Raw genomic sequence first — 19365 nt, 5'->3', positions numbered from 1 at the left:
CCATATAGAATAGCTTAAAATATCATTTTCGGCATATCCACAATACCAAAAAATATATCCGGGCGTCTCAAAAATTTGTAAAGCCGTTTTTCACTGCTATGTTTCGGAAAAGCCGGGAGCAGCAGATGGTGTCTTCGTACGTACAATGGAAAATGGATTTTTTGCAGAGCGATTCCTTCCAGACCCCGAAGGAGGGGGATGTCAGTTGCAAGACCGTCCCTTACTATATTTTCGCCCAGGCGACGGTCGGGCGCTATGAATTGTCGGCCGGGGAGGAATACGCCGATCTGGCGGAAGGAGAAGCGTTTCTCACCGGGCCGGACCGGCCGTTGCGGATTATCCATCACGTCAATCCATCCGGCGGGATCATGCGGGTGCGGTATGTCCATTTCAAATTGACCAATTTCGATGTGCTCGATCCACTGAGCTGCTACTGGCTGCCGCTGCGGGTGCCGCGTCCGGAGGCCGACGAGATCGGCGCGCTGGGCAGCCGGCTGGAGGCGCTGCAGAAGCGGGAAGCGACCGAGGAAACGACGGTTGCGCAACTGGCGCTCGGTTACGAGGTGATCGGACGGATTCTTCGGCTGGGGCGGCGGCAGCCGGCGGCGCCGCAATTGCCGGGCTGGCTGCTGCAGGTGCTGCAGTACATTTATCGGCATCGTTTCGAAGCAGTGGAGCTTGAGCGGCTGTATGCGTTGTCCGGCAAGTCGCGGGCGGCGTTTTACCGGGAATTCACCGCCCGGCTCAAATTGTCGCCGCTGCAATATGTCGCCAAAGTCAGAATGCAGGCGGCGGCGCAGTTGCTGGCGCGGGAACCGGATTGCCGGATTGCCGAGGTGGCTGACCGTTGCGGCTTTGCCAATCAGTTTCATTTCAGCCGGGTGTTCCATCGCTATTTCGGCTGTACGCCGATGGAGTACCGGCGGATTTTTCCCGCCTGATAAATCCCAAAGCAGCCGTGAGTCTCAGCGGGGATGCCGTGTGCAAGTCTTTCCGGGTTCGCTGTCAGGCCGTCCCGGCTGCCGCTTCGCCGGTTCGGTTGACTATGGGAGGCAGGTCAGGGCTGGTGCCGCAAGCGGCTGAACATCACCGGCAATGTCGTAATCGGCAGCCGGAAACTGCAAGTGTCTTTCACTAAATTCTGGACAATAATAATTTTTTTGGGGATCGGGTATTGACTTTTTTTATCGGATATGCTATAATGTAATTAAACTTAACGATAAATCAATAGAAATCAAACTGAATTATGGCGAGACGGAGCGGAGAAGTGCGTTTGAGCGACATCGCAGCGGAGTGCGGCGTGTCGGTGGTGACGGTGGCGAAGGTGCTGAACCAGTCGGGCGGCAGCAATACCCGGGTCGGCGCCGCGACGGCCAAAGACATTCTTGCTGTGGCGGAACGGCTGCATTACCGGCCCAATCTGTCGGCCCGCAATCTCCGGGTCGGCACCAGCAAGCTGATCGGGGTCCTGATCGATTCGGAGTCGGTGGGCGGGCTGGCGCGGATGCTGGCGGCGATTGAACGTTGCGCCGATGCGCGCGGCTACCGCATCATGGTGGCCGAGGAGCACGACAAGGTGTCGAACGTGATTGCGGGCTATCAGAGTTTCCGCCAGTACGGTGCGGATGGCGTGATCTGCATTTCGCACGATTATCTCGATGCCAGCGACGCGCTCTACAGTTTCTTCGCCCGCCAGCCCCGGCTGGTCTTCGTCGGCCGGCCCCGGCTGGAGAAGGCGGTTTACGTGGATGGCGCCTATGCCGAAAGGGCCCGGCTGGCGCTGGATTTTCTGTGGAATTCGGGGCGGCGGCGCATTGCTCTGCTGATCGATCCGGCCGGGTATCTGTCGCTGGACGGCCGACGTGAAGGTTTCGTGCGGTCGCTGGAGGCGCTGGGCGGCCGCATGGAGGTTAACGGGCGGATCTTCGCGGTGCCGCTCTCCGACATCACCATGGTGGATATCCAACAGGCGGTTGGCGCCTGTTTCGAACGGGAGCTGCTGGATTGGAACTGCGATGCGGTGATTACCATGTGCGACGAGTATGCCGGTTTCGTAATCCGGGAATTCCAGGCGCGCGGAATCCGTATTCCGGACGAGGTTGCGGTGATCGGTCACGGCAATGACCGTTTCTGCGAAATCCTGAATCCGGCCCTGGCCTCGATCGATGACGACCAGGCGGCGCAGGGGCGGACTGCGGTCGAACTGATCTGCCGGATGATCGATCCGGAAGAGGAGGCGGCGGTGTGGCAGGAGCCGGCTCCGGAAGTGCGGCCCCGGCTGGTCTGGCGGGAGTCCGCCGGCGGGAACCCGCCGGCGGAACTGCGCGATGAACGGTGGAAGCGATGAATGACAATCCAGAAAGGAGAAGGGGAGTGGACGCCTATTACCGGCGAATGTATGTGGAATCGAACGATGGTGATCCGGACCGAAATGACAAAACAATGAGTTCTGCGAAATAGAGGAAAAGTGAACAGGAAGCAGTTTGAGCCACCGGCAAAAGCTTTGAAAACAAGCAAACAGTACGAGTTGGTGCAGAATTGGGTAAAAAATCGCTGAAAAAAGGCGTGAAGAATTAAGGCGGATGTGAATTCGCCGGGGTTGATTGAAAAATTTGAGATTATCGCGAAGCTATGCGGCGTCAGCAAACGATTTGTAACAGCGGATTTTGTCCGGCTGTTCGAGAATGAATGCGGCGGCGACGGCGGTGAGCGCGAGCGTCAGATGTGCAATGCTCATCTGGTTGCGGATGGCTCGGTAATTGAAATGCGTGGTCTGTTCGACCTCGCGCGAGCCGAGGCGCGAGAAATAGCGTTCGACGCCGGTACGTTTGGTATAAGTCTCTTTGTACCATGCGCTTTGGCGCGGGACCTGGGCGCGTGCATCATCGGTAACGTCGATGTAAGCGGTACAGCCATAGCGGCTGCCGGTACAGAATCGTTGATGATTGCAAGGGCATTGGCCAGGTAATTCGGCTTTTTCCGGGCGCGTTCCGGCGATGATCGGACAGCGGAATTTCTTGCGGGTGCGGCCTTCGCTCTTGGTGATGCATGAATATTTCATTTCGAGTCCGCCGGGACAGATGGGACAGCCTTTTTCGCCGAGAAGTTTGGCCGCTTGCTGGTTGCGCGGATTGATTGGGATGCATGCTTGGCCTTTGATTTCGTCCTTGATAAAGTCGTAGAATTGGCGGTGGTCATAGGCGGAATCGGCGATAAAAACTCGGCCTTTCTTCTGTCCGTAGACCCGTTTGAGTTTGCGTAAGAGCGAGTGCGCAATCTGTTCGTCGGCGATGTTGTTCGGCTTGGTGATTTCGACCAGCGGAACGCCTTCTTCGGAGACCAATACGTGCGTCCGGAAGCCCCAGAAAAAGCTGAATTGCTTGCCCGTGCCGAATGGCTGTTTCAAGTAAGAATAATAGCCGAGAGTCGCTTTGGGATTGCGGGGGATTTTATCCTCTTTATCCAATGAGCGACTCGGATTTTTGGGATTGTTGTGCTTGGTATTGGCCATGACCGGTTTGGAATCGACGATCAGGACGTCAAGCGAAACCACGCCGCCGCCGATCAGCGACTGAACCGCCGCATGATGAATCGCCTGGATTTCGGAATTTTTTGTCTTGCTCAGGAATGTATAAAAACGGGACGAGTCCGGCAGCGAATCATACTGGAAACCGATCATTTCGCAGATCACCGGATTCCGTTGCAGATTGCGCAAGAGCTCCGGAATGCTTTTGATTTCCTCCGCGTGCTTGTAAACGTATGCTTTGAGGTAAGCCAAATCTCCATAGCCGATACGACCAGGACCTTTCTTCTTAGCGACACTAGCATGAGATTCTTCCAGCGCAAGAAACAGGCTCTCGTATTTGGAGTTGGCGTACCCGCGATAATCGCAGAATAAAGATAGTTGCATTGGTTTTTATTCCTCCTTCTGGAGTTATGATTTTGATTGCTAGAAGATTACAATATAATTTCAGTTGGAGGATTTTTCAAATTTCAATGCATTGTAAATAGTTAAAAATAAATAATTTAATGTATTTCGCAGAATGCACAAATGACAAAACAAAGTAAGGAGTCAAAGATGAAACGGATGAAAATGTTTACATTGATTGAATTGCTGGTCGTAATTGCTATTATAGCTATTCTTGCCAGCATGCTGTTGCCGGCTCTCGGCAAAGCCAAAGCCAAGGCTCAGGCGGTCAAATGCATCGGCAATCTGAAGCAGCTCGGTGTGGTGCTGCTGCTCTATGCCGATGACAACGCGGACTTCGGACCGCCGGCCAATGATCGGATCAAGGGCGGTGGCGGCGATTACTGGTGGCCGACTTTTCTGGAAGAATACGGTCCGGCAAGCAGTTGGAGTTCGGATGCCGGCAAGCGCGGACTCACCCATTGTCCGGCCTTTTCCGGCGATCCCAATCTGGCCGGGATGAGTTACGGGATCAATCAGGATATCTCCGGGTACCGGAATGTCGACGATGCCCTGGGCGGAATCGCCCTTTCACGGATCAATGTGCCCAGCGGGAAAATCTATCTCGCCGATACCGCGGGCATTGCGATTATCCACGCCGGGAGCACGGCTCCGGATGTGTTCAATCTGCGCCATAACAACCGCCTGAACGGCTTGTGCGTGGATGGCCATGTGGAAAGTCTGCAGAGCGATCCCAAATCCCTGGATCCGCGGATGCCGTTCGGCTGGCGATCGACCTGGCTCTACCCTTTGATCGGCGACAATGTGTGGTGAAGCGATGTCGGGAAAATGGTTGATCGGAATCGGGGCGGCATTGGGGCTGATCCTGTTGGGCCGGGGCGCTGCGGCGGATATTCCGGAGTATTACCGGGTGCTTTCGGTACGGCCGCCGGCCTTGGCGGAGAGTGCTCCGCCCGTCGGCACGGAGGATCCGGAGCCGGGCGGGGCGGAGGCGGCTGCCGGATTGGTCTGGACCTGGGACGGCATTGGTGTTGATCCCCAGCCGGGCCGGGCCTGGAGCGGCATGGAAAGACGCCGTTCACTGCGCGCTTTTCTGGCTCCCGGCGAATTCCGCCGCTTCTGGCTTGCCGTCCGGCTCCTGGACGAAGGCGGAACTGTTGAAGTGAAAGCCGGGGCGCTGGCCGATGGCGCCGGCAATCGGATTGCGCCGGAGAACATTCTGTTTCAACGGGTCTATTATGCTTTGGAACGGAAAATCTGGGATGACCGGAATTGTTTTCCAGTTGCCGATGGCCCGTGGCAGTGCCGGCTGGGGGAGACGTTCTGGATCCTGACCACGATTCATGTCCCGGAGAACACTCCGGCCGGGAATTATGCCGGCGTCTTTTCGCTGGCGGCGGGAGAGCGCTCGGTGGAGATCCCGGTGGAACTGGCGGTGCTGGCGCGGCCGGTTCCGGCGCCGGAGATGCCGTTCGGCGCTTTCATGCCGGGACATTATCATCGGGAAAGCGAGGGCTGTTACGTAAATTATGCGCCGGAATGGCAGACTCCGGAAAATCTGGAACGCTGGGTGCGGCTCTGGAAAAGCCGGGGACTGAACAGTCCTTTCCTTTTTCACCTTTATGCCGACATCGAGATGGTCGACGGTGAAATCCGGTTGGACATTCCATTCCTGAACGACCTGATCAAGCTGATGCGGCAGTATGAAATGCCGGGGCCGCTGCTGCTGGATATGCGCCATCTGAGCTGGTGGAGTCATGCGGTGGCCTTGAAATTAGCTGCTTCCGGCGAATCGCCGGATCACGCCACCCCCGGAGTCCGGGGCCCCGACGGCCTGTCGCTGGCCGACACCGGAACCCGGGAGTTTCCCGCGGCGGCGAAGGAGATCTTCCGTCGGACCATGGAGGCGTTTGTCTCCCGGTATGGCGATTGCGGGATTCCCTTGCTCTATTTGAGCGAGGAGGAGATCGGCTATCACCAGATCAACGGATTTTTCAACACCAAAACTGTGGGGTATGAAACCTTCAATCCGGTGCTGGCCGACGTGGTGGGCATGGATCGGGTGTGCCTGGTCGACAACTCTCAGGGTTATGGTTATCCTGGGATCGACCGCGGCGCGCGTGACGGAGTGCCGTTCCGCTCCTACAATAATTGGACCGAGGAGGCCCTGGCGCGGGCCCGGCGGGACGGCGCACAGGTCTGGCTGTACAACGGCGGCTGGTCGCGTCCGATCGCCGCCTACCTGATGCGGCTGGGAGCACGCGCTTTCCATCAATGGGCCGACGGCTGGTGGGATCCGGGGTATGGGTATTGGCTGGGTACGGCGGTGAATGCCGACGGCGCTTTGAGTTCGTTGCAACTGGAGCGGACCGTGGAGGGCATGAACGACCTGGGTTATTTCAAATTGCTGGATGAATGGCAGGAAAAAGCGTTGGCGGCAGGATTGGCGGAGGAGGCGGAATCGCTGGCGCAGTTGCGGCGGGAACTTTTCGGGGGGCTGCCGGTGAACGCTGAGGAGTTTCAGAAGAGTTTTGCCGGAATCTCCGATGACGAACTGGATCGGATGCGCTGGAAGTGTGTACTGGCGGTCAGCCGGGTGCAACAGGCTGTCGGAGAAACACCGTTGTGGCGGGAAAACAGGCCGCCGCCGGAGGCCCCCGAGTGGACCGGGCGGGTCAGGGTCGGTCGAAGCGGCGGGGAAGGCAGCGGCTCGGAAATGGTGGCTCTGGAAATTGCCTCGCCTCCGGTGGTCCTGGACGGCCGGTGCGATGAAGCCGCCTGGGACGGGGCGGCTTGGAGCGGTTCTTTCCGCTGGACGGCGAACCAGGAGGCGCGCATGCGGGCCGCGGCGTCGAGTCAGGAGGAGTTTGAACGGATGGATCCGCCCAGCGGCTCTGCTTTTCGGGTGCTTTACGATACGGCCGGGCTGTATTTTTACTGCGGCGTCAACCATACCGGTCCGGAAAACTCCCGGCAGGAAGATGACGATCCGGAAATCTGGTCGGACGACGTCGTTGAATTTTTCTGGCAGGCGCCGAAGGGGGCAGAATGGCATTTGATCGTCAATTCGCGCGGAGCCCGGACCCTGTTCCGCAATGGGACTGCGGTGCCGGACAACGCGGTGCGCACCGCCGTCTCGGCGCCGCTGAACGGCTCCGGCGGCGTAGGATGTGAAATTTTCATTCCCTGGACGACGATGGAATGTTCCGAAAAGCCGGCAAACGATACGGCATGGCGTTTCAACGTCTGCCGCAACTTCAACAGTTGGAATCAGCTTTCCAGTTGGGCGCAGGTCGATTCGAGTTTTGAACTGGCTGACGGCCGGTTGCTCTTCGGTGGTGTGCCGGCGTCCGGCGACTTGAAAATCACCGGTGTGAATGCCGAACTGGGCGTCGGGCTCAACCGCATGGAACTGAACTGGCCGCGGAGCGGCGTCTTGCAGTTGGAAATCCGGGATGCGGCGAATCAACCGGTGCTGCAGGAGACCGTCCCGGCCGGTGAAGGAACGGTGGTTACCCTGCCGGTTGGACCCGGCGCCGCGGCGGGCCGCTGGCGGCTGCGCCTGGAAGAGGACGGCCGGGAACGGGCCTCGATCCCGCTGTGGTTCGGCGGTGCGTCCGCCGTGACCCTGGAAACGGCGCATCCCGAGGTGATGCGCGGTATGCCGCTGGTGCTGGGAGTGGTCTGCCGCGCCGGCAACCGGTCGCTGGAGGAAACGCCGCTGACGCTGGAGCTGACGAACCGTGCCGGCGGCCGGTCGCACCGCCTTGAACTTGTTGGCGCGACTGCGGGCCGGAACCGGATCGAGGTCGCCACGGACGCCCTGGAGCCCGGAACGTACCGGCTGCGTCTGCGGCTGGGGGAATTTCCCGGCGTGGCGGAGACGGAAGTTTCAGTGCTTCCCGGACCTTATTGAAGGAGGCCGCCGGCGGAATCGCCCGCCCCGGAATTACCCGGGGCGGGATTGCTTTTTATAAAAGCAACTTGTATATAATGATAAGTTGTTTGTTTTAAAGTTATTGGTTGTTTTTTTTGTAGTGTGCCGGATAAAATAGATATTTTTTTATCGAATTGGATTTGCTTTTTTTTGATTTTATAGTATCTTTAAGTCAAGTTGATTCGATAAAAAAATATCTATATATTTTTATTCTGATCACAATGTTCCTTCAACCAGATAAGACAAGGAGAACGTCATCATGGAAGAAAAAGAAAAAAAAGTTGCGGAAGAAGCGCAGCAGTTGGCTGAACTCGACAAGATTATCGAGACGGTGAAGGCGGCTCAGGCGATTTATGCGACTTATTCGCAGGAACAGGTGGACGAAATTTTCCGGGCGGCGGCGTTGGCGGCCAACAGTGCCCGTATCCCGCTGGCGAAGATGGCGGTGGCCGAAACCGGTATGGGCGTTATCGAAGATAAAGTGATCAAAAACCACTTCGCGTCGGAATCGGTCTACAATAAATACAAACATACCAAGACTTGCGGCATTATCGAGCGCGACGAAGCGTTCGGCATCATCAAGGAAGCCGAACCGTTCGGCCTGATCGCCGGTATCGTGCCGACCACCAACCCGACTTCGACGGCGATCTTCAAATCGCTGCTGGCGTTGAAAACCCGCAACGGCATCATCTTTTCCCCGCACCCGCGGGCCAAGAAGAGCACGATCGAGGCGGCGCGCATCATTCTGGATGCGGCGGTCAAGGCGGGCGCGCCGGCCAATATCATCGGCTGGGTGGAAAATCCGACCATTTCGCTGTCGCAGCATCTGATGAGCCACAAGGACATCAGCCTGATTCTGGCGACCGGCGGTCCGGGGATGGTGAAAGCGGCTTACTCTTCGGGTATCCCGGCGCTCGGCGTCGGCGCCGGCAATACGCCGGTCATCATGGATGAAACCTGCGATATCCTGATGGCGGTCAGTTCGGTGCTGCAGAGCAAGACGTTCGACAACGGCATGATCTGCGCGTCCGAGCAGTCGGTGATCGCCGTCGATTCGATTTACGATGCGGTGAAAGCGGAGTTCATCCGCCGCGGCGCCTATCTGTTGAACAAGACCGAGGCGGCCAAGGTCGGCAAGACGATCGTCGTCGACGGCAAGCTGAATGCCAAGATCGTCGGCCAGTCCGCTTTCAAAATCGCCGAAATGGCGGGCGTCAAAGTGCCGGTCGAGGCCAAAGTGCTGATCGGTGAAACCGACGGCGTCGGCCCGGAATATCCGTTCTCCTGCGAAAAATTGTCGCCGGTGCTGGCGCTCTATCGCGCCAAAGATTTCGAAGCGGCGCTGGAACGGGCGCAGCATCTGCTGGAATTCGGCGGCATGGGCCACACCAGCGTGCTCTACACCGATTCGCGCAACGACGCCAGAATCGACGAATTCGGCAAACGGATGAAAACCGGCCGTACTTTGGTCAACATGCCGGCCAGCCAGGGCGCGATCGGCGATATCTTCAACTTCAAGATCGACCCGTCGCTGACGCTGGGATGCGGCAGTTGGGGCGGCAACTCGGTCAGTCAGAACGTGGCGCCGAAGCATCTGTTGAATATCAAAACCATCGCGCAGAGGAGAGAAAACATGTTGTGGTTCCGCGTTCCGCCGAAAATTTATTTCAAATACGGCTGCCTGAACGAAGGTCTGCGCGATCTGCAGGGCAAAAAACGCGCTTTCATCGTCACCGACCGCTATCTTTACAACAACGGGCTGCTGCAGGATACCCTGGACCAGCTCGAGGAGATCGGCATCAAATATGACGTGTTCGCCGATGTCGAGCCGGACCCGACCTTGAGTTCCGCCTACAAGGGCGTCGCCAGCATGAACGCGTTCCGTCCGGACGTCATCATCGCTTTCGGCGGCGGCTCGCCGATGGACGCCGCCAAGATCATGTGGCTGCTGTACGAGCACCCGGACGTCAACTTCAGCGATATCGCGATGCGTTTCATGGACATTCGCAAGCGCGTCTACGACTTCCCGAAGCTGGGCAACAAAGCGATCATGGTGACCATTCCGACCACCTCCGGCACCGGTTCGGAAGTGACGCCGTTCGCGATCATCACCGATGAAAAGACCGGTACGAAATATGCGCTGGCCGACTACGAGTTCACGCCGTCCATCGCGATCATCGACACCAAGCTGGTGATGAACATGCCGCAGAAACTGACGGCGGCCAGCGGTATCGACGTGCTGGTCCATGCGCTGGAAGCGCGCGTCTCGATCCTGGCCAGCGAGTACACCAACGCGTTGTCCCGCGAAGCGGTCCGGCTGATCTTCAAATATCTGCCGCAGGCTTACGACAACGGCCCGAACGATGCCAAGGCGCGGGAAAAAGTCCACCATGCCGCGACGATTGCCGGTATGGCGTTCGCCAACGCCTTCCTCGGCATCTGCCACTCGATGGCGCACAAGCTCGGTGCGGCGTTCCACATTCCGCACGGCATGGCCAACGCGCTGCTGATTTCCAACGTCATCCGCTTCAACGCGACGAACAAGCCGACCAAGCAGGGTACTTTTTCGCAGTACAAATGCCCGGAAGCGCTGTCGCGTTACGCCGATCTGGCCACCTTCCTCGGCATCGGCGGCAAGACGGAGGAGCAGAGTGTCGAGAACCTCATCGCCGAGATCGAAAAACTCAAGAAGCACCTCAATGTGCCGAGCTCCATTCAGGAATACGGCATCAGCGAGCGCGATTTCCTCGCCCAGGTCGATACGATGTCCGAAATGGCCTTCGACGACCAGTGCACCGGCGCGAATCCGCGTTATCCGTTGATCAGCGAACTGAAGGAACTCTATTTGAAGAGTTACTACGGAAAATAATTTCCCTGTTCTTCTCCCTTCTCTGGTTGCCGGGGAGGACACCGCAAGGTGTTCTCCCCGGCCTTTTTGTGTACGCCCGGCATGGGTGATAACTTGACGGTGAAAGTCCGTTACAGACTTGGCAGTAGGAACTGTTAGCTTAAGGCAAGGGTGTCCACCGCGAGGTGGAATCTGAAGGAAGTCGGCGGCAAATTCCCGGCCTGACGAACAGAAAGTACATATAAGGCATTTGCAAGGCGGACGAGCTTGCACAACAAAGCGAAGTCCAATACTGCCCGAACCTTGTGGTGTAGATGTACCAGGCGCCTGGGATGAAAGTTATCGCTCTTATCCGGGGAGATCTCAACGGTATGAATGAAGCCGTGAATGCATGGTAATTTCAACCCGTACAGTGATGTGCGGCTGAACGTTGAGAAGTCAGCAGAGGCCATAGTACCGTGTTTTTTTTTACGGGAAGGGCCGAACAGTAGTCGATCTTTCGCAAGTGAAAGGTGCAGCATGTGTAGAGAGCAGAAAATCCGGAAACGGAACTGCCCGGGGATGGATAGGCTGGAAGCCGAAGAGAATCCGGGAGTGCGGAGCATGCTTACGCGGGAAACTGAAGCGAAAGACGGTGCTGATTTGTTTGAACGCATCCTTGAGCGTAACAACCTCAACCGTGCGTACAAGCAAGTCAAGAGAAACGGCGGAGCGCCGGGCGTGGACGGAATGACCGTTGACGACCTGTTGGCGTATCTGTGCGAACACAAGGAAAGTTTCCTTGAAAATCTCCGAACCGAAACGTATCGCCCGCAACCGGTGCGCCGGGTTGAAATCCCGAAACCGGACGGGGGGATACGGATGCTTGGTGTTCCAACGGGCATGGATCGGATGATTCAACAGGCAATATCGCAGGTCCTCTGCCCGATATTCGAGGAGGAATTTTCAGAAAACAGCTACGGTTTCCGACCGGGGCGTAGCGCTCATCAGGCCATCCGGCAAGCACGGAAATACTACAATCAAGGCTATCGGCGGGTTGTCGATCTTGACTTGAGCAAGTATTTCGACACCATGAACCATGAGCTGTTGATGGAAATGTTGCGGGCCAAAATCTCTGATCAACGAGTTTTGTGCCTGATTAAACGCTACTTGAAGAGCGGAGTCATGATCAATGGCGTGGTGACGCGAACGGAAGAAGGCAGTCCACAGGGCGGCAATCTTTCGCCATTGCTGAGCAACATCTACCTGACCGCTTTCGACCGGGAATTGGAACGCCGTGGACACAAGTTCGTACGATATGCGGACGATGTCAACATCTACGTCAGAAGTCAACGCGCCGCCGAACGCGTACTTGCGAGCAGCAGACGGTTTCTTGAAGCGAAATTGAAACTCAAAGTAAACGAATCCAAAAGTAAAGCGGGAAGTCCGCTGAAGCTGAAGTTTCTCGGCTTCGCACTGCGAAGTACGACGAAAGGACAGGCCGGAATTCGAATACACGAGAAGTCTATAGACCGCTTCAAAGCCAAGGTTCGCGAGCTGACCCGAAGGAATCAGGGAAATTCGGTGGAATATATGCTGTACAAACTTCGGCAATATACCGTCGGATGGCTCGGATACTATGCGATTGCGGACATGAAGATGTTTATGCAAAACATGAATGAATGGATTCAACGGAAAATTCGGACGTATGTTTGGAAACAGTGGAAACGAGTACGGACACGATTTACGCGACTGCAATCGTTGGGTATTTCCGAGGGAAAAGCGTGGGAATGGGCGAATACGAGGAAAGGCTACTGGCATATTGCCCGTAGTTGGATTTTACATCGTGTATTGCCGTCTCAACGCATTGCCGAAATAGGGTATGACGATATCCTACTTCGGTACAAAGCGTTGCACTCAAGCTGCTGAACCGCCGTATGCCGAACGGCACGTACGGTGGTGTGAGAGGACGCCCGGCCAACTAATGACCGGGCTCCTACTCGATCGATGGATCGGCCGGCGGTGGAAAAAATGGAAAAATCTTGTAAAAAAAGTTTTAAGGCACTTGTCAAATCGTTAAAAATGTCCTATACTTTTTTAAAGGGACAATGGCGATATCCAATCTGATCCGGAATGCAAAACAGAGGAGGTCCGGCAATGGACATGATGAGTTGGTGTGCCGAACGCGATGCCTATTTGAAACAATTGGAACAATTGATCGGCTGTGACGGGGAAGCCGGCAATCTGGCCTTCCACCTGACGGAAATCGGCACCGAAGTGTCGATGCTCAATGAAATTCACGAGCGCCTGCTGCAGGCGGACAATGCCGAAGAGTTCAAACGTCAGTTGGATGCCTTTTTTTCCACCGTTTGCGTTCATTGGCAATATCACATCAACTATCTGAACCGTCTGTACGGACAGTTGGCCGTGCGGAGTTGAACCGCAATTTTTTTGTGAGAAAAATCCCGGAGGAGGGGTTGCATTTTTAAAGTTACAAGTGTAACTTTGATAAAAGGGCAATGCTTCCCCCCACCTGGCGATAGCGCGGGCGGGGCGATGTTGCCGATCAATCGGCAGAGCCGCAAACCGGGAGTCGAATATGAAGTGGATTGTTGTTGGGTTGCTGGGAATCTTGGCCGGCGGCATATTGTGGGCGGACGAGAGCGGCAGGGTGGCGGAAGGCTTCGACCGGCAGTCGTTCGAATTCCGGAGTGAATTGCTGGAGAGTGCGCCGGATTACCGGGTGTACCGCTGGCGTTTTCCGTCGCCGCGGCCGCCGGGATGGCCGGAGGCCGCGGAAGTCGCCGCCTATTATTATTGTCCGAATGACTGGCGGGAAGGCGAGGCGCCGCGGCCCGGTGTGGTCTGCCTGCACATTCTTGGCGGCAGTGGCGAACTGACCAGGATTTTCGCCGCCAATTTCGCTTCGCACGGCATTCCGGCGGTGATGCCGATCATGCCGATGTTCGGCGAACGGGTGCCGGCCGGCGGCCACCGCGCTTTGCTGGCCGGACCGGATGGGGCGCGCTATCTGGCGGAAGCCTTTCAGGCGATTCCGCCGGAAATCCGGCGGACGGTCGATGTATTGCTCACGCGTCCGGAGGTCAATCCGGAACGCCTCAATATCATGGGCACCAGTCTGGGCGGCATCATGGGGGCGACGGTGGCCGGCCAGGATGACCGTTTTTACAAGGCCGCCTTTCTGTTGGCCGGCGGCGATTTCCCCCATTTGATTCAGCACGACACGCCGGAAATCAATCCGATGCGGGAGGCGCTGGAACGGGCCGGAACGGAGGCGCGCCAACAGTTGGAGGCGGTGTTCCGCGCGGTCGACCCGGTGACTTACGGGGCGAATTTGCGCGGCAAGGCGGCAAAGGGAATGGTTTGGCTGCTCAATGCCGAAGCCGATGAGGTGATTCCGAAAGAATCCACACTGGCGCTGGCGGCCTCGATGGGCTTGACGGAGGAAGATATCGAATTTCTGCCGGGACTCGGCCATTATACGGCGATCGCCGCGCTGCCGGACATGCTGGATTCGCTGGTGACGTTTTTTCGCGATGAAACGGTGCCCCGCCACCGTCAGGGCGGTCCGGAACGGCAGGAGGGTACCGCCATCGGCCGGGTGTTGGAGGAGCTGGCGGCGATGTGCCGCTGGCAGCCGGACGCCGGGCGCTGCCTGAAATTGACGGCCGACTTCGTCTGCCGTTCCGGCGACGCGCCGCCGGTGACCGGGAGGCTGTCATTGACGCGTGGCAGCGGGGAACAATTTCAACTGGCCTTAAGCGGCGAGGATTTGCCGTTGAAAGTGAATGAATTACGGTGCGGCTACGGCGATTATCCGTGGATATGTTCGGCGTCCGGCAAGGTGTACGCCGGCACGCTGAATTTGGCGGCGGAGCCGATGCTCAGCACGGCGCTTGACCCGCGCTGGCGGCAATATCGGCAGTTGGCGGCCGGGGCGCTCGGTCTGGCCGCCTTGAGCGGTTCCAGCGGTTTGCTGGACAAACAGGTTCAACTGAGTTGGCTGGAAGAAGAGGCCGGTTCGCCGACCCTTCGCATCGCGGTCCGGAACGGGCAGGCGTTGCTGCAATTGGCCGCCGACGGCCGGACGCCGCGGCGGTTGACGGTCGACGGCGGCAAATGGCAGTTGGAGGCGGACATCGTGGAATGGGCGACCGATGCGGCGGCGGTTGCCGCCGATTTCGCACCGCCGGCCGATGCGGCGGTATGGGCGGTGGATGCCCGGCAGTTGGCCGGGGCGATGGCGGCAGTGTTGAATTTTGCCATCCGGCAGGGAAGGTGAAAAAATGAAACGGATAAAATATTGGTTGGCCGGCTGGCTGCTGGCGGCGGTGTTGACGGCGTTCGGCGCGCCGGATTTGAAGATATTGCGGCGGGCGGACCACGGACTGCTCGGGGAATTGCCGGGTGGGAAACGGGTGTTGTTCGTGGCCGGCTCGCCGGCGGAGATGGGCGAGGCGCAGGGCAGCTTGCTGGCGCCGGAAATTCACGGCATGTATCAACGGATTCTGCTGACGGCGGCCGGTTATCTTTATTTCAAAGACGACTGGTTTTTCGACCGGATTGCTGAAGTGGAAAGCCGGACGGCGCCGTTTCTGCCGGAACGTTTCATGACGGAATGTGATGCGATGAGCCGGGCGGCCGGGATACGGCCGGAAGCGGGCCGTCAGATCAATCTTTTTCCGGAGATGTTTCACTGCAGCGGCATCGCGGTGCGCGGCAAAGCGTCGGCCGGCGGCCGAGTGCGGCAGGCGCGGGTGCTGGATTATATGCGGGACATCGGTTTGCAGGATTTTGCGGTGTTGACCGTCTGCCTGCCGGAAGGCAGACGGGCCTGGTGCAATGTCGGTTACGCCGGTTTCATCGGCACGGTGACGGCGATGAACGCGTCGGGTCTGGCGATCGGTGAACTCGGCGGCCGCGGCGAGGGCGACTGGGACGGGCTGCCGATGAATTTCCTGATGCGCCGGATCATGGAGGAGTGCGGCACGGTCGAGGAGGCATTGAAGTTGATGAAGGAAGTGCCGCATACCTGTGAATATTACTACGTCCTTTCGGACCGTACCGGCGATCTGGCCGGCGTGGCGGCCAAAGCCGGAGAAGAACCGCAGATCCTGAGGCCGGGTGAAGCGCACCCGCTGCTGCCGGAAGCGTTCGAAGACGTCGTTTACCTGTCCGGCGGCGAGCGGTTCGGCCATTTGCGTGACCGGATCAAAGCGAATTACGGCAAAATCGATACGCCGGCATTGATCGAAATGATCAAACGGCCGGTGGCGATGAAATCGAATTTGCAGAATGCGATCTTCGAACCGGAAACGCTGGATTTGAGTTGGGCGGACGCCGGGCCGTCGTCGCTGGCCTGTGACGAACCTTACAGCCGGATCAACCTGGCTGAACTGGTGGAATGGTACCGGCAGCTTCCTGCCGGGAATCCCGAATAATCGCTTGCGGCGTAAGCCGTTTGGTCGAAAAAACCAGTACAGGGCGTTCATATCGCCCCGTGCTGGTTTTCAGGTTGAGCCGGAGGGTTGCCGACTGTATCGGTCGCCGGGATCGCATGGTATCGTCAACCCGGTCCGGTTGATAACAGGGACCGTTCGTTGCCGGCTCCCGTCCGTTTCCCAAATGTTTTTTCCTGGGGAAAAGCGCCGATAGACAGACAGGGAATTGTTGTTCTTACTGTCCGCTCATCCAGTAATTGGCGTTATCCCAGGCATAGCCTCTGCTGGGAGCGTCCATGCTTTCGACCGTACTCCAGACCTGTTTGCCGGACATCATTTCCACGTGTCCATCGGAGAACGCGATATTGCCGCGGCCGCGGTGACGCCAGTCGAACAGACCCAGCGCGTCGTTGTCGCGGACGGCTTTGGCCAAATTGTCCTGGGTCATCGTGTGAGCCAACAGGTTCTGAAAGTTCCAGACATCGGCAAATAACGGAGCGGGAGCATTCATGGCAGTTGTTTTCGTAATCGCTTTCGGAGAGGTCCAATGACCGCCCTCTGAATTCCCGCCGAGTTTTACATTGTAACCGATTGCATGTGGAAAATGCCACTCCTTGTGAGGATCGGTTGCGACCACATGGATGTTGTTATTGTTATAGGTGTTTACATCCAGAGAAGACGATGGGCAATCATAAACTTCGATACTTTGGATATAAGGCCACACCTGGCTGTACCAGCAATCTTTGTTGTCCACATCCCAGAATGCATGCAACACAGAATCGTCGTTGTCATTGGCGTACATCGCAAAAGCGAGAGCGAATTGTTTGTGATTGCCGGTACATTTGGCACCCTGGGCCGCCGCTTTGGCTTTGCCTAATGCCGGCAACAGCATTGAAGCAAGAATGGCGATGATCGCAATCACGACCAGAAGTTCAATGAGTGTAAAATTCTTTTTTTTCATTTTTTTTACTCCCGATGGGTTAATTGATTTTTTACTGACAGGAAAATTATTAGCCTGATCATACACACATAAATTCTTCTCCTTCCTTCAGGTGTACCGACCAGATATTTTGAGATGGATCACAATGGGGATGCGAACAAGACAACAGTTCAATATTCCGGCACGGATTGACAATTTGCAGCGAAACCGGCTTGGTCGCCGCAATCCGCACTGCCGTAATCCGATGGTCGGCCAGCGAAGCGCTTATTTTCACTCCGCCCTCGCCGCGCCAGTTGACAAACGACACGGTTCGCCAGCTATTTGGAACCGCCGGAAAGATCCGAATGGTTCCAGCATGGGTCTGCAACAGCATTTCCTGTATCACCTGCTGCGCTAAAAAATTTGTTTCCAACGTAAATGGACGATATTTCACCCAACTGTAGCCCAAATCCTTGAAGTCGCCATTGAGATGGAAACCGTTGCGGCTGAGAAAGCCGTCACAGAAATGCTGCAGAAATTTCAGGGCCCGCTCTCCCCGGCCGCAGTACGCAGCCATTGCCGCGGCCCAGGGATAGCTGAACCCCACCCAATAACCGCTGCCCAAACGGTCCAGATGCCGCAATGATGCCGTGATTACTTCCCCATCATCGGTCATGTTCAACAATCGCAATGGCCAGATCGCCAGCAAGTGCGAGTGATGCCGATGTGATTCCATCAAATTTTCATTGGGACAAAGCATGAGTCCTTTTTCCGGATCAACAGCGAAATCCGGCAGTTTGGCAAGATGGGCTTGCCAGCGATTTTTTTCCGCCTGATCGTCCAGTTGTTCCGCCAGGTAGATCAATTCCAGGAACAATTTGCGGATCAAGGCCAGATCGTAATTCGAGAAACCGCCCAGAAAGGCCTCCAGGCGATTGTCATGAATCTCCGGAGAGGTTGACAACGGCAGGCGATACCTGCCGTTGTCGTCCTCGTACAGCAGGTGCTCGATGAACTCGCCGACCCCATGCGCAAACGGCCACGCCTTGTGACGCAGAAATTCCTCGTCACCCGCATACCGGACATGCTGCACAAACATGATGGCCAGCCATGCGCTGTTGGTCGGCGACATGCTGTACTGGGGCCAGCCGCCCAACGCCTGGCCGCCCAGCGTGCAGGTTCCCGCCAGGCCGATGCCGGGGGAGTCATAATACCTCCGGGTAAATTCACGGTGAATTTCCAACTGACTGCTCAAATGGTTGAAGAAACTTTCGCCGCAGGAAAAATCCCCGCAGGTCAGATAACCGCAATAAGTCAACTGCGTATTCAAATCATGATGATAATCTCCCCTCCACGGCGGCAGCGTCCCTTCATCGGCGGTCCACAACCCCTGTAATGAAGCGGGCGGCGTATTTTGCCGGGAAACCGAACCGAAGAGATAGCGATTCAAATGATAAAATCGCTCCATTTCCGGATCGTCGTCCAAAGAAATTCCCGAATGATTCCAGAAGTTGCGCCACCATTGCGTATGAAGCGACAAGGCGCTCTCCCAGTCGGCTGCCGTAAAACCATCGTCATTAAAACGGGTGATCAATGCCGCCGGCTCGGAGGCGGAATCAACCCGTTCCACCGAAATAAACCAGACGTCTCCGGCAATTTTCCTGACCAGAATCACATAATGCAAACCGCCGTCACCACATTGCTGCACATAATACATCAATCGCCCGGTTGTTTTCAACTGTCCGGCCGGATAGCCCAGTCCAGCCGGACTTTTTACAAATTGCTGATCGTCCAGCGTCTTGGTCGAATCATAATCCGGCGGCACGATGCGCAGCGTTGCCGCCTGCGGCGCGGCGAGCTTTAAATAAATGCCGCTCTGATCGGCGGCGGCGAAACATTCGATGCGGCGGGCTCCCGTCGCATCGGCGCCCCAGGCGATGGCATGCTCCATATCCAATTCGAACGTTTGCAGCGCTTCCGGTACCGAAAAATCGATTTCAATACGCCCGACCGGCAATTTGGTGGCCGTAATGCGTTCATACAATTCATCCTGCAAGGCCAGCCGCGCTTCATCCCCGGTGGCAACAATTTCCTGCAACGCCCGATATGACCAGTCCGGATGCTCATAGACGCCATTGGTGCGCTCATCCCATAAGTCGCAGCGGTCCAACGACAGTTTCATTTTCCGTCCGTCACCCCACAACAGGCCGCCAATCAGGCCGTTCCCCACCGGGACGGCTTCGTCCCAGCGCGTAATCGGTGCGGTTATTTTCCACTTTTTCACATTCATGT

General features: G+C 56.9%; 12 protein-coding genes. 9 read left to right on the top strand and 3 right to left on the bottom strand.

Features of this window, described 5'->3' with window-relative positions:
* The first annotated feature begins 125 nt into the window (after nucleotides 1-125).
* Together HWX74_RS02490 and HWX74_RS02485 are read left to right on the top strand one after the other, a co-directional pair.
* Nucleotides 126-941, top strand: a complete 816-nt coding sequence (locus tag HWX74_RS02490; RefSeq protein ID WP_176012037.1) for an AraC family transcriptional regulator — start codon at nucleotides 126-128, stop codon at nucleotides 939-941.
* Nucleotides 942-1273: 332 nt separating this feature from the next.
* Complete coding sequence (locus tag HWX74_RS02485; protein ID WP_217704825.1) at nucleotides 1274-2347, top strand: LacI family DNA-binding transcriptional regulator; 1074 nt, start codon at nucleotides 1274-1276, stop codon at nucleotides 2345-2347.
* Between the two features lie 282 nt (nucleotides 2348-2629).
* On the opposite strand, the gene HWX74_RS02480 is transcribed toward HWX74_RS02485, so the two are convergent.
* A complete protein-coding gene (locus HWX74_RS02480) occupies nucleotides 2630-3910 on the bottom strand; it encodes a transposase (RefSeq protein WP_176012035.1) in 1281 nt (426 codons plus the stop codon).
* 168 nt (nucleotides 3911-4078) lie between these two features.
* Here HWX74_RS02480 and HWX74_RS02475 point away from each other — a divergent pair, with 168 nt between their 5' ends.
* From HWX74_RS02475 to HWX74_RS02445, 7 genes are all read left to right on the top strand, one after another.
* Complete coding sequence (locus tag HWX74_RS02475) at nucleotides 4079-4741, top strand: type II secretion system protein (protein ID WP_176012034.1); 663 nt, start codon at nucleotides 4079-4081, stop codon at nucleotides 4739-4741.
* A gap of 4 nt (nucleotides 4742-4745) precedes the next feature.
* A complete protein-coding gene (locus tag HWX74_RS02470) occupies nucleotides 4746-7844 on the top strand; it encodes a hypothetical protein (protein WP_176012033.1) in 3099 nt (1032 codons plus the stop codon).
* A gap of 280 nt (nucleotides 7845-8124) precedes the next feature.
* On the top strand, nucleotides 8125-10734 hold the full coding sequence (gene adhE, locus HWX74_RS02465) for a bifunctional acetaldehyde-CoA/alcohol dehydrogenase (RefSeq protein WP_176012032.1): 2610 nt from the start codon (nucleotides 8125-8127) through the stop codon (nucleotides 10732-10734).
* Between the two features lie 540 nt (nucleotides 10735-11274).
* Nucleotides 11275-12621 carry a group II intron reverse transcriptase/maturase gene (gene ltrA, locus HWX74_RS02460; protein WP_217704802.1) on the top strand — a complete coding sequence of 449 codons (1347 nt, stop codon included), beginning with the start codon at nucleotides 11275-11277 and terminating at the stop codon, nucleotides 12619-12621.
* Nucleotides 12622-12849: 228 nt separating this feature from the next.
* The gene (locus HWX74_RS02455) at nucleotides 12850-13131 is read left to right on the top strand and encodes a hypothetical protein (protein WP_176012031.1); all 282 of its coding nucleotides are present in this window, start codon (nucleotides 12850-12852) and stop codon (nucleotides 13129-13131) included.
* 160 nt (nucleotides 13132-13291) lie between these two features.
* Nucleotides 13292-14995, top strand: a complete 1704-nt coding sequence (locus tag HWX74_RS02450) for a S9 family peptidase (protein WP_176012030.1) — start codon at nucleotides 13292-13294, stop codon at nucleotides 14993-14995.
* A gap of 4 nt (nucleotides 14996-14999) precedes the next feature.
* Nucleotides 15000-16154, top strand: coding sequence for a C45 family peptidase (locus tag HWX74_RS02445; RefSeq protein ID WP_176012029.1), 1155 nt, complete (start codon nucleotides 15000-15002; stop codon nucleotides 16152-16154).
* A 235-nt stretch (nucleotides 16155-16389) separates the two neighbouring features.
* Here the strand turns inward: HWX74_RS02445 and HWX74_RS02440 are convergent, their stop codons facing one another.
* Nucleotides 16390-17115 carry a type II secretion system protein gene (locus HWX74_RS02440; protein WP_176012028.1) on the bottom strand — a complete coding sequence of 242 codons (726 nt, stop codon included), beginning with the start codon at nucleotides 17113-17115 and terminating at the stop codon, nucleotides 16390-16392.
* Nucleotides 17116-17173: 58 nt separating this feature from the next.
* Complete coding sequence (locus HWX74_RS02435) at nucleotides 17174-19363, bottom strand: glycoside hydrolase N-terminal domain-containing protein (protein WP_176012027.1); 2190 nt, start codon at nucleotides 19361-19363, stop codon at nucleotides 17174-17176.
* Nucleotides 19364-19365 lie beyond the last annotated feature (2 nt).

The organism is Victivallis sp. Marseille-Q1083, assembly GCF_903645315.1.
Classification (GTDB): Bacteria; Verrucomicrobiota; Lentisphaeria; order Victivallales; family Victivallaceae; genus UMGS1518.
This window is presented reverse-complemented; position numbering and strand designations above follow the sequence as displayed.

Bases quoted from the DNA above. Each gene is read 5' to 3' on its own strand.
- HWX74_RS02435 (WP_176012027.1), bottom strand. From the start codon at position 19,363: ATGAATGTGAAAAAGTGGAAAATAACCGCACCGATTACGCGCTGGGAC.
- HWX74_RS02440 (WP_176012028.1), bottom strand. From the start codon at position 17,115: ATGAAAAAAAAGAATTTTACACTCATTGAACTTCTGGTCGTGATTGCG.
- HWX74_RS02445 (WP_176012029.1), top strand. From the start codon at position 15,000: ATGAAACGGATAAAATATTGGTTGGCCGGCTGGCTGCTGGCGGCGGTG.
- adhE (WP_176012032.1), top strand. From the start codon at position 8,125: ATGGAAGAAAAAGAAAAAAAAGTTGCGGAAGAAGCGCAGCAGTTGGCT.
- HWX74_RS02490 (WP_176012037.1), top strand. From the start codon at position 126: ATGGTGTCTTCGTACGTACAATGGAAAATGGATTTTTTGCAGAGCGAT.
- HWX74_RS02470 (WP_176012033.1), top strand. From the start codon at position 4,746: ATGTCGGGAAAATGGTTGATCGGAATCGGGGCGGCATTGGGGCTGATC.
- HWX74_RS02480 (WP_176012035.1), bottom strand. From the start codon at position 3,910: ATGCAACTATCTTTATTCTGCGATTATCGCGGGTACGCCAACTCCAAA.
- HWX74_RS02450 (WP_176012030.1), top strand. From the start codon at position 13,292: ATGAAGTGGATTGTTGTTGGGTTGCTGGGAATCTTGGCCGGCGGCATA.
- HWX74_RS02475 (WP_176012034.1), top strand. From the start codon at position 4,079: ATGAAACGGATGAAAATGTTTACATTGATTGAATTGCTGGTCGTAATT.
- HWX74_RS02455 (WP_176012031.1), top strand. From the start codon at position 12,850: ATGGACATGATGAGTTGGTGTGCCGAACGCGATGCCTATTTGAAACAA.
- ltrA (WP_217704802.1), top strand. From the start codon at position 11,275: ATGGATAGGCTGGAAGCCGAAGAGAATCCGGGAGTGCGGAGCATGCTT.